This window comes from Burkholderia sp. Tr-862 (assembly GCF_011753085.1).
Classification (GTDB): domain Bacteria; phylum Pseudomonadota; class Gammaproteobacteria; order Burkholderiales; family Burkholderiaceae; genus Burkholderia; species Burkholderia ambifaria.
Window position 1 is genome coordinate 1 of sequence record NZ_VWWG01000213.1, and the last position, 9279, is coordinate 9279.

The following is a 9279-nucleotide window of genomic DNA, read 5'->3' on the forward strand; positions in this document are numbered from 1 at the left end:
TGCGGCGGCCCCGGCAGGCCCGCCTCGCCGGGCGGTCGCACCGCTTTCCGGCGTGCCCGCCGGCCGTGCGCAGCCGGTGCCAGCCGAAACGCGGTCCGGCTGGCGTAAAATACGCACTTTCCTCTTTCTCGCCCCCTTATGACGCTCGCCTCCACGCTCGACATCATCGCGGAGTTGAAAGCCGGCCGGATGGTGATCCTGGTCGACGAAGAAGACCGCGAAAACGAAGGCGACCTCGTGATCGCCGCCGAATTCGTCACGCCGGAAGCGATCAACTTCATGGCCAAGTACGGCCGCGGCCTGATTTGTCTGACGTTGACGCAGGAACGCTGCAAGCAGCTGCACCTGCCGCTGATGACCTATCGCAACGGCACCCAGTACGGCACAGCGTTCACGGTCAGCATCGAAGCGGCCGAAGGCGTGACGACCGGCATCTCGGCCGCCGACCGCGCGCACACGATCGCCACGGCGGTCGCGCACGACGTGCGCCCCGAGCACATCGTGCAGCCGGGCCACGTGTTCCCGATCATGGCGCAGCCGGGCGGCGTGCTCGTGCGCGCCGGCCACACCGAGGCCGGCTGCGACTTCACCGCGCTCGCCGGGCTTACGCCGGCCGCGGTGATCTGCGAGGTCATCAAGGACGACGGCACGATGGCGCGCCTGCCCGACCTGCTCGAGTTCGCGAAGGAGCACAACCTGAAGATCGGCACGATCGCCGACCTGATCCAGTACCGCAGCCGCACCGAATCGATCATCGAGCGGATCGCCGAGCGCACGATGCAGACCGCGCACGGCACGTTCCGCGCGGTGCTGTACCGCGACCAGCCGACCGGCTCGCCGCACATCGCGCTGGTGCGCGGCACGCCGTCGCCCGACGTCGATACGCCCGTGCGCGTGCACGAGCCGCTGTCGGTCCTCGACCTGCTCGAGACGAGCATCTCGACGCACTCGTGGACGCTCGACGCCGCGATGCGCGACATCGCGGAACGCGACCTCGGCGTGATCGTGCTGCTCAACTGCGGCGACACGAAGGAACATCTGATCGACGTCTTCAAGGCGTTCGACGAGGAAGAAAAGGCCGCTGCGCTGAAGCGCCGGCCGGTCGATTTCAAGACGTTCGGCATCGGCGCGCAGATCCTGCGCGACGTCGGCGTCGGCAAGATGCAGGTGCTGTCGAATCCGCGCAAGCTGGGCAGCATGTCCGGCTACGGCCTCGAAGTCACGGGCTTCATTCCGATGCCCGGCGGCGAAGCCAAGTCCTGCCCGGCGTCCCACGCGTAACCCGCCACGGCGCTTTCGCCCTATAACCGTTCATCCACACCACGGACAGATCATGGAAATCGGACAATACCAACCGAATCTCGAAGGCGACGGCCTGCGTATCGGCATCGTGCAATCCCGCTTCAACGAACCCGTCTGCAACGGCCTGGCCGATGCATGCGTCGAAGAACTCGAGCGCCTCGGCGTCTCCGGTGAAGACGTGCTGCTCGTGTCGGTGCCCGGCGCGCTGGAAATCCCGCTCGCGCTGCAGAAGCTCGCGGAAAGCGGCCAGTTCGACGCACTGATCGCGCTCGGCGCGGTGATCCGCGGCGAGACGTACCACTTCGAACTCGTGTCGAATGAAAGCGGCGCGGGCATCACCCGCATCGGCCTCGACTTCAACCTGCCGATCGCGAACGCGGTCCTGACGACCGAAAACGACGAGCAGGCCGTCGCGCGCATGACCGAAAAGGGTCGTGACGCCGCACGCGTCGCAGTCGAGATGGCGAACCTGACGATGGCGCTCGACCAGCTCGGCGACGACGAGGACGAAGAAGAAGACGAAGAAGACGAAGAGGAGCGCGCATGAAGAAGAGCGCCCGCCGACAATCGCGCGAGCTGGCGACGCAGGGCCTGTATCAGTGGCTGCTGTCGAACGCGGCCCCCGGCGAGATCGACGCGCAACTGCGTGGCGCGCTCGGTTACGACAAGGCCGACAAGGAGCTGCTCGACGCCATCCTGCACGGCGTGATTCGCGAGCATGCGACGCTCATCGAAGCCCTCACGCCGTCGCTCGACCGTCCGGTCGACCAGCTGTCGCCGGTCGAACGCGCCGTGCTGCTGATCGCGACGTTCGAGCTCACGCATCATGTCGAAACACCGTACCGCGTGATCATCAACGAAGCGGTCGAACTCGCGAAGACGTTCGGCGGCTCGGACGGCTACAAGTACGTCAACGGCGTGCTCGACAAGCTCGCCGCGAAGCTGCGCCCCGCCGAAACGCAGGCGCGCCGCAACGGCTGATTCCGTTTGTACACGGGCGCGCAAGCGCCCGTTTTTCATTCTCCCCCCCCTTCCTCGCCCCGTCCGACCGATGAATACCACCGCCGATTCGCTCGTCACGCTCGCCGCACGCGTCGACGCGATCCAGCCCTTCTACGTGATGGAACTGATGAAGGAGGCACAGCGGCTCGAGTCCACCGGGCGCGATGTTATCCACATGGGCATCGGCGAACCGGATTTCACCGCGCCGGAGCCCGTCGTCGAGGCGGCCGCGGCCGCGTTGCGCCGCGGCGTCACGCAGTACACGAGCGCACTCGGCATCGCGCCGCTGCGCGAAGCGATCGCCGCGCACTATGCACGCGCGTACGGCCTCACGATCAGCCCCGAGCGGATCGTCGTGACGGCCGGCGCGTCGGCCGCGCTGCTGCTCGCCTGCCTCGCGCTCGTCGGCCGCGACGACGAGGTGTTGATGCCCGACCCGTCGTATCCGTGCAACCGGCACTTCGTCGCGGCGGCCGAAGGCCGCCCGGTGCTCGTGCCGAGCGGCCCGGAAGCCCGCTTCCAGCTCACCGCGGACGACGTCCGCACGCGCTGGGGCAGCCGCACGCGCGGCGTGCTGCTCGCGTCGCCGTCGAACCCGACCGGCACGTCGCTCGAGCCGGACGAGCTGAAGCGGATCGTCGAAGCCGTGCGCGCTCGCGGCGGCTTCACGATCGTCGACGAGATCTACCAGGGGCTCAGCTACGACGCGGCGCCCGTGTCGGCGCTGTCGTTCGGCGACGATGTCGTCACCGTGAACAGCTTCTCGAAATACTTCAGCATGACCGGCTGGCGACTCGGCTGGCTGGTCGTGCCGCCGTCGCTCGTCGGCACCTTCGAAAAGCTGTCGCAGAACCTGTTCATCTGCCCGTCCGCGCTCGCGCAGCACGCGGCGCTCGCGTGCTTCGAACCGGCGGCGCTCGACATCTACGAAGCGCGCCGCCTCGAGTTCAAGCGTCGCCGCGACTTCATCGCGCCGGCCCTCGAACGGCTCGGCTTCACGGTACCCGTGATGCCGGACGGCGCGTTCTACGTGTACGCGCACTGTGGCGGCGTCGCCCATCCAGCGGCCGGCGACAGCGCGGCACTCACGCAGGCGATGCTCCACGACGCGGGGGTCGTGCTGGTGCCGGGCATGGACTTCGGCGTCCATGCGCCCCGCGACTATATCCGGCTGTCCTATGCGACCGCGTACACGCGCCTCGAAGAGGCCGTCGAGCGGCTGGCGGCGCTGTTCGGCCAGCACTGACGTCCGACCGGCCATCCCGGCCGGCGCGCGGTGCCCTTGCGGTCGCACAAAAAGAAAAAGGCACCCGGATCGGGTGCCTTTTTGCTTGGGTCCGGCTGGAACCGCGTGGCGTTACGCGCCGAGTTCCGAGTGGTCGCCGTGCGACTTCGCGGTGTCGACGCTCGCGTCATTCTGCTGCGGCGCGCCCTTCGGCACGGCGGCAGCCTTCGCGGCGATCGGCTGCGCGGCGTCGAGCGTCGCGTGCACGCGCTTCGCGCCGCCGCCTGCCGCTGCCGTCGCGGCCGCGGTCACGATCGGCTTCGACGGCTGGGCCGGCGTATTGAACGGCACGCTGCGGCCATGCGAGACGTCGCGCAGGCGGGCGCGCTCGGCCATGACCTTCGAGCCGTAGGCGGTGTCGTCCGGGTTGGTCGACCCGTTGTACATGCGCAGGCCGTTCGCGAGCGAGCCGCCGCGGGCGATGCAGTCCTTCAGCACCAGCGCGCCGACCTGCAGGTTCGCGAGCGGTTGCAGCGCGGTATCGGTACCGCCGAAATATTCGAACTTGTCGGAATGGACCTTCGACATGACCTGCATCAGGCCCTGCGCGCCGACGCCGCTTTCCGCGTACGGGTTGAAGCCCGATTCGATCGCCATCACGGACAGCAGCAGCAGCGGATCGAGGCCGACGTCGCGACCGGTCTGGAACGCAGCCTTGACGAGCTGGCCGAGCGGCTCCTGCGCGACCCGGTAACGGCGCGACAGGTAGGTGGCGACGAGCGCCTGTTCACGGTTCGACGCGAGCGCACGATCGTCGCGCGCATCGGCCGGAACCCGCTGGGTCGGGATCAGTTTCGCGAGCGCGACGGGCGACGGGCCGTTGCGGGCCGGATCGGACGCATCGTTCTGCGCGGCGGCTTCCGGTGCAACGTCGAGACCGACGGCGAGCGCATCCGTTTCGGGGGCGTCTTCCTGCTGCGCCTGCTGCGGCTGCGCGCCGGCAGGCGCGAAGTTCGGCAGCGGATGACCGGTCAGCAGACGGGCCGGACCGGCCTGCACGGCCGCGGATACGACCGGCATCAGCTTCGCGGCGATGTTCCCGCGCACGGTCGGCAGCAGCCACAGGGCCAGTGCGATCGCGACAGCGAGACAGCCGACAACGCTGAATAAATGGTGACTGACACGCGTCCCGCGACGCAGCATGTCGCGCACGAACTGCGCATGCTGCTCATTGGGACGCCACGATAACCAAGCGTTCATTCAGATCATCTCCCATGAACATGACTCGTGCGGCTCGCTCAGCTCGATGGCGAGACAGAATACGTGCCGCGGAATCACGATGCCGCCCGCCTTGGTTGGGACGCGCAAGCATCGGGGAAACGGTATAAGTACCGTTCGAGGCCACGGTGTAAGAGGGCCGGCACCTTCGCACATTGGGCGAGGCGGGCATACGCGGTGGCACCCACGCAAAAAACCAGCGTGTGGTAGCGCTGGCTGGGACTACTACTAAGGCCGTCGAATACGCCGTGCAGGTATCGGCGGACGGTGACGCGCTGCGTCAAAGATCGGTGATTGGCGGCTCGAAGCCTTTTACCCTGCAGCCAATGTGAGCGGATTCTAGCAGGGTTTTATAGATCGTCAACACTATGAAATCTCAAAATCATAACAAAAAGTAATTTTGAATCGCCCTTCAGATCGCGAGCCCCCTGCCGTAGGGGCTCCGCGCGCGGTCGACTTTTTTCACCGCCGGGCGTGCGCGCGGCGGCCCGGGTAAAATCGGCGATCGATTCGGGGCCGCAGCCGGCCGCTGCGCCCGCCCACCGCTGCCCGCTTTGCGGGCGGCCCGGACCTTCTTCATGAAATACAAAGACTTACGCGATTTCATCCAGCGCCTCGAGGCGCTCGGCGAACTGCGGCGCGTCACGCAACCCGTGTCGCCCGTGCTCGAAATGACCGAGCTGTGCGATCGCGTGCTGCGCGCCGGCGGCCCGGCGCTGCTGTTCAACGCACCGCCCGGCAATGCGTTTCCGGTGCTCGGCAACCTGTTCGGCACGCCGCGCCGCGTCGCGCTCGGGATGGGCGTCGATGCGGGCGACGACGCCGCGCTCGGCTCGCTGCGCGACGTCGGGCGGCTGCTGTCCGCGCTGAAGGAGCCGGATCCGCCGAAGAGCCTGAAGGACGCCGGCAAGCTGCTGTCGCTCGCGAAGGCCGTATGGGACATGGCGCCGAAATCGGTGTCGTCGCCACCGTGCCAGGAGATCGTCTGGGAAGGCGCCGACGTCGATCTGCACAAGCTGCCGATCCAGACCTGCTGGCCCGGCGACGCGGGGCCGCTCGTCACGTGGGGCCTGACGGTCACGCGCGGGCCGAACAAGCCGCGCCAGAACCTCGGCATCTACCGCCAGCAGCTGATCGGTCGCAACAAGCTGATCATGCGCTGGCTCGCGCATCGCGGCGGCGCGCTGGACTTCCGCGAATTCGCGCTGCAGAACCCGGGCAAGCCGTATCCGGTCGCGGTCGTGCTGGGCGCGGATCCGGCCACGACGCTCGGCGCGGTGACGCCCGTGCCCGATTCGCTGTCCGAGTACCAGTTCGCCGGCCTGCTGCGCGGCAGCCGCACCGAACTCGCGAAGTGCCTGACGCCCGGCGTCGACACGCTGCAGGTGCCCGCCCGCGCGGAGATCGTCCTCGAAGGCTTCATTCACCCGCAGGAAGGCACGCCCGCCCCTGCTCCGGCCGGCGCACCGTCGCGTCCGGCCGGCAACGCGTCCGCCGCGTACGAGCACGCGCTCGAAGGCCCGTACGGCGACCACACCGGCTACTACAACGAGCAGGAGTGGTTTCCGGTGTTCACCGTCGAGCGCATCACGATGCGCCGCGACGCGATCTATCACTCGACCTACACGGGCAAGCCGCCCGACGAGCCGGCCGTGCTCGGCGTCGCGCTCAACGAGGTGTTCGTGCCGCTGCTGCAGAAGCAGTTCACCGAGATCACCGACTTCTACCTGCCGCCGGAAGGCTGCAGCTACCGGATGGCCATCGTCCAGATGAAGAAGAGCTACGCGGGCCATGCGAAGCGCGTGATGTTCGGCGTGTGGAGCTTCCTGCGGCAGTTCATGTATACGAAGTTCATCGTGGTCGTCGATGAGGACGTGAACATCCGCGACTGGAACGAGGTGATCTGGGCGATCACGACGCGCGTCGACCCCGTGCGCGACACCGTGATGGTCGACAGCACACCGATCGACTATCTCGATTTCGCGTCGCCCGTCGCGGGCCTCGGCTCGAAGATGGGGCTCGACGCGACCAACAAGTGGCCCGGCGAGACGAACCGCGAATGGGGCCGCCCGATCGAGATGGACGCGGCCGTGAAGGCGCGCGTCGATCGCCTCTGGCAGGAGATCGGACTGTAAGTCCGTGCGTTGAACGTATCCGGCAAGAACGACGATGAGCTTCCCCCCCGCCTCGATGATGTCCGACGGATTCTTCCTGTCGCTGTCGCTGTGTCTCGACATCGGCCTCGTCAACGTCGCGATGCTGTCGCTGACGCTGTCGCACGGCTTCCGGCCGGGCTTCTGGCTCGGCGTCGGCTCGTGCGTCGGCGATCTCGTCTACGCGGCGCTCGCGCTCGCGGGGATGGCCGTGCTGCTGCAGTTCGAGGCCGTGCGCTGGATCGTCTGGATCGGCGGCGGTGCGGTGCTGCTGTTCCTCACGTGGAAGATGGCGCGTGAAGCGCTCGCGCCGGGCGGCGGCGCCGACGAAGGCGATGCCAACGACACGCCGCAGCCGCGGGCCAGCGCGCGGCGCAGCTTCGTGCGCGGGATGCTGCTCGCGATGTCGTCGCCGAGCGCGATCCTGTGGTTCGCGGCGGTCGGCGGCGCGCTGATCGCGAAAGCCGGCGCGACCACGCCGGCGACGGCGTCGGTGTTCCTGTCCGGCTTTTTCCTCGGCGGCCTCGCGTGGACGCTCTTCATGTGCACGCTCGCGAGCCAGGGCCGCAAGCGCGCGGGCGCGGGGCTGATGCGCGCGTGCCATGTCGCGTCCGCACTGCTGTTCGCGTATTTCTCGTACAGCGTGATCGTCGGCGGCTATCGCGACCTGATCGTCCACGCGGTGTGACCGCCGCGCGCCTAGCCGCGCCGAAATGAAAAACGGCGCAACGCCCCGCGAGGGACGTTGCGCCGTTTTGCCGCGTGCGCTCAGGCGGCCACGCGGACTATTGCATCAACGACGCCAGCCGTGGTGACCCCAGCCACCGTAACCGTGACGCCAGTACGGACGACCGTAGTAGCCACCGACAACCACGGGGGGCGGTGCATAGTACGCCGGCGCCGGTGCGTAATACACTGGCGGGGGCGGGGGCGCGTAATACACAGGCGGCGGCGCTGCATACACGGGATACGCAGGTGCGACCGGGACACCAATGCCGACCCCGATCGACACGTGGGCCTGCGCGGCGCTTGCGGCACCCAGGCCCAGCGCGGCGGCGGCGATGAACGGAATGAGTTTTTTCACTTCGATTCTCCTGCTGGAGCGGTAATTTGTGCGCCCCTGTCGGCAACGGCGGGCATGCACGTCGCATGCAAGCAATGTAGCGAAAACCCGCCCCACGTGTATTGCGCATTTGTTGCAAATTGCAATTCAACGCGGGCGCAGCCAGCGTGCGGCCGGGCTGCGCGAACCCGCGACTCGCCTTGCGGGTCGCGCGATTCCGTCCGACCAGTGAAATCGCGACACGCTAGCCGGTCAGTCTTACCGGATCCGGTAAGCGCGGCCGGCGCGCTTCCGTAATGAACGATTACAAATTCGAGACAAGACGCCGACAATTCAAGAGCAACGCGGGCCTGGGGCGATTTGGGGCCGAATGCGACGGTCGTCATCGAGCGGCGAAACTGAGGCGTGCATTGACCGATTGCCGCATCGAACATCGCCGTCCAGATCGTCCGGCCCGGCGCCACCCATCTGCGCCCGCCCGGTCATTCCTGCGATACTGGCGGCTGCTCCGTTTTCGCTTCGTGGCCCGCCATGTCCCTCCCCGACACTCCCCGCCTTGGCTTCATCGGCGCCGGTCGCCTTGCGCGCTGCGTCGCCCGGCGTTTCGCGGCGGCCGGCTTTCCAGTCGTCGCGATCGCGAGCCGCACGGCGGAATCGGCCACGGCACTCGCCGCGCGCATCGACGGCTGCCGGGCAGTCGACACGCCGCAGCAGGTGGTCGACGCCGCCGACCTGATCTTCCTGACCGTGCCCGACGACCATCTCGCGTCGACCGCCGCAGCGCTGCGGTTCGACGCGGGGCGCGCGGCGGCCCAGGCGCTCGTCCACTGCAGCGGCGCGTCGGCAGTCGAGTTGCTCGTTCCGGCAAGACGGCAAGGCGCGGCCACCGGCGGTTTCCATCCGCTGTACCTGTTCGGCGGCACGGACGCCGATCTCGCCCGTATCGACGGCTGCTCGGTCACGCTTGAAGCCGACGGCGCGCTGCACGCGACGCTGCTGCGGCTTGCTGCCGCACTCGGCTGCCATCCGCTGTCGATTCCGGCCGGCGGCCGGATGCTCTATCACGCGGCCGCGCATTACGCGGCGAGCTTCGCGCTGTGCGGGCTGTCGGAAGCGATCGAGCTATGGCGCGGCCTGGGCTTCGACGAGGCCGCCGCGCTGCGCGCGCTGCTGCCGATGCTCGCCGGCACGATCGAGACCGCACGCGACAAGGGCCTCGCGAACGCACTCGCGGGCCCGGTGTCGCGCGGCGACAC

The 9279-nt window shown here is 68.0% G+C and carries 9 protein-coding genes; 7 read left to right on the top strand and 2 right to left on the bottom strand.

Annotated features, from left to right (window positions below):
- The first annotated feature begins 138 nt into the window (after nt 1-138).
- The 4 genes from ribBA (at nt 139) to F3J14_RS31355 (ending at nt 3550) form a co-directional block, all read left to right on the top strand.
- Entirely contained in the window at nt 139-1281 is a 1143-nt protein-coding gene (gene ribBA, locus F3J14_RS31340) for a bifunctional 3,4-dihydroxy-2-butanone-4-phosphate synthase/GTP cyclohydrolase II (RefSeq protein WP_166726232.1), read from the top strand.
- A 52-nt stretch (nt 1282-1333) separates the two neighbouring features.
- Nucleotides 1334-1849: a 6,7-dimethyl-8-ribityllumazine synthase gene (ribH, locus tag F3J14_RS31345; RefSeq protein ID WP_006754953.1), complete on the top strand. Its 516-nt coding sequence runs from the start codon at nt 1334-1336 to the stop codon at nt 1847-1849.
- Complete coding sequence (nusB, locus tag F3J14_RS31350; protein ID WP_006754954.1) at nt 1846-2283, top strand: transcription antitermination factor NusB; 438 nt, start codon at nt 1846-1848, stop codon at nt 2281-2283. Before ribH ends, nusB begins: the two co-directional genes overlap by 4 nt.
- A gap of 70 nt (nt 2284-2353) precedes the next feature.
- Entirely contained in the window at nt 2354-3550 is a 1197-nt protein-coding gene (locus F3J14_RS31355) for a pyridoxal phosphate-dependent aminotransferase (protein ID WP_166726233.1), read from the top strand.
- Nucleotides 3551-3661: 111 nt separating this feature from the next.
- Here the strand turns inward: F3J14_RS31355 and F3J14_RS31360 are convergent, their stop codons facing one another.
- Nucleotides 3662-4789, bottom strand: coding sequence for a transglycosylase SLT domain-containing protein (locus F3J14_RS31360; RefSeq protein ID WP_166726234.1), 1128 nt, complete (start codon nt 4787-4789; stop codon nt 3662-3664).
- A gap of 596 nt (nt 4790-5385) precedes the next feature.
- Between F3J14_RS31360 and F3J14_RS31365 the strand changes: the two genes are divergently transcribed.
- Both F3J14_RS31365 and F3J14_RS31370 read left to right on the top strand, forming a co-directional pair.
- Nucleotides 5386-6942, top strand: a complete 1557-nt coding sequence (locus F3J14_RS31365; protein ID WP_166726235.1) for a UbiD family decarboxylase — start codon at nt 5386-5388, stop codon at nt 6940-6942.
- A 34-nt stretch (nt 6943-6976) separates the two neighbouring features.
- Complete coding sequence (locus tag F3J14_RS31370) at nt 6977-7648, top strand: LysE family transporter (RefSeq protein ID WP_166726236.1); 672 nt, start codon at nt 6977-6979, stop codon at nt 7646-7648.
- 105 nt (nt 7649-7753) lie between these two features.
- Here F3J14_RS31370 and F3J14_RS31375 read toward each other — a convergent pair whose 3' ends face one another.
- A complete protein-coding gene (locus F3J14_RS31375; RefSeq protein WP_166726237.1) occupies nt 7754-8044 on the bottom strand; it encodes a hypothetical protein in 291 nt (96 codons plus the stop codon).
- A 510-nt stretch (nt 8045-8554) separates the two neighbouring features.
- On the opposite strand from F3J14_RS31375, the gene F3J14_RS31380 reads away from it, so the two are divergent.
- Nucleotides 8555-9279, top strand: a 725-nt coding sequence (locus F3J14_RS31380; RefSeq protein WP_166726238.1) for a DUF2520 domain-containing protein, incomplete at its 3' end; no start/stop codon positions are given.

What these genes read in the sequence shown, in the direction of transcription:
- F3J14_RS31355 (WP_166726233.1), top strand. Translation starts at nt 2,354, where the DNA reads ATGAATACCACCGCCGATTCGCTCGTCACGCTCGCCGCACGCGTCGAC.
- F3J14_RS31365 (WP_166726235.1), top strand. Translation starts at nt 5,386, where the DNA reads ATGAAATACAAAGACTTACGCGATTTCATCCAGCGCCTCGAGGCGCTC.
- F3J14_RS31360 (WP_166726234.1), bottom strand. Translation starts at nt 4,789, where the DNA reads ATGAACGCTTGGTTATCGTGGCGTCCCAATGAGCAGCATGCGCAGTTC.
- nusB (WP_006754954.1), top strand. Translation starts at nt 1,846, where the DNA reads ATGAAGAAGAGCGCCCGCCGACAATCGCGCGAGCTGGCGACGCAGGGC.
- ribH (WP_006754953.1), top strand. Translation starts at nt 1,334, where the DNA reads ATGGAAATCGGACAATACCAACCGAATCTCGAAGGCGACGGCCTGCGT.
- ribBA (WP_166726232.1), top strand. Translation starts at nt 139, where the DNA reads ATGACGCTCGCCTCCACGCTCGACATCATCGCGGAGTTGAAAGCCGGC.
- F3J14_RS31370 (WP_166726236.1), top strand. Translation starts at nt 6,977, where the DNA reads ATGAGCTTCCCCCCCGCCTCGATGATGTCCGACGGATTCTTCCTGTCG.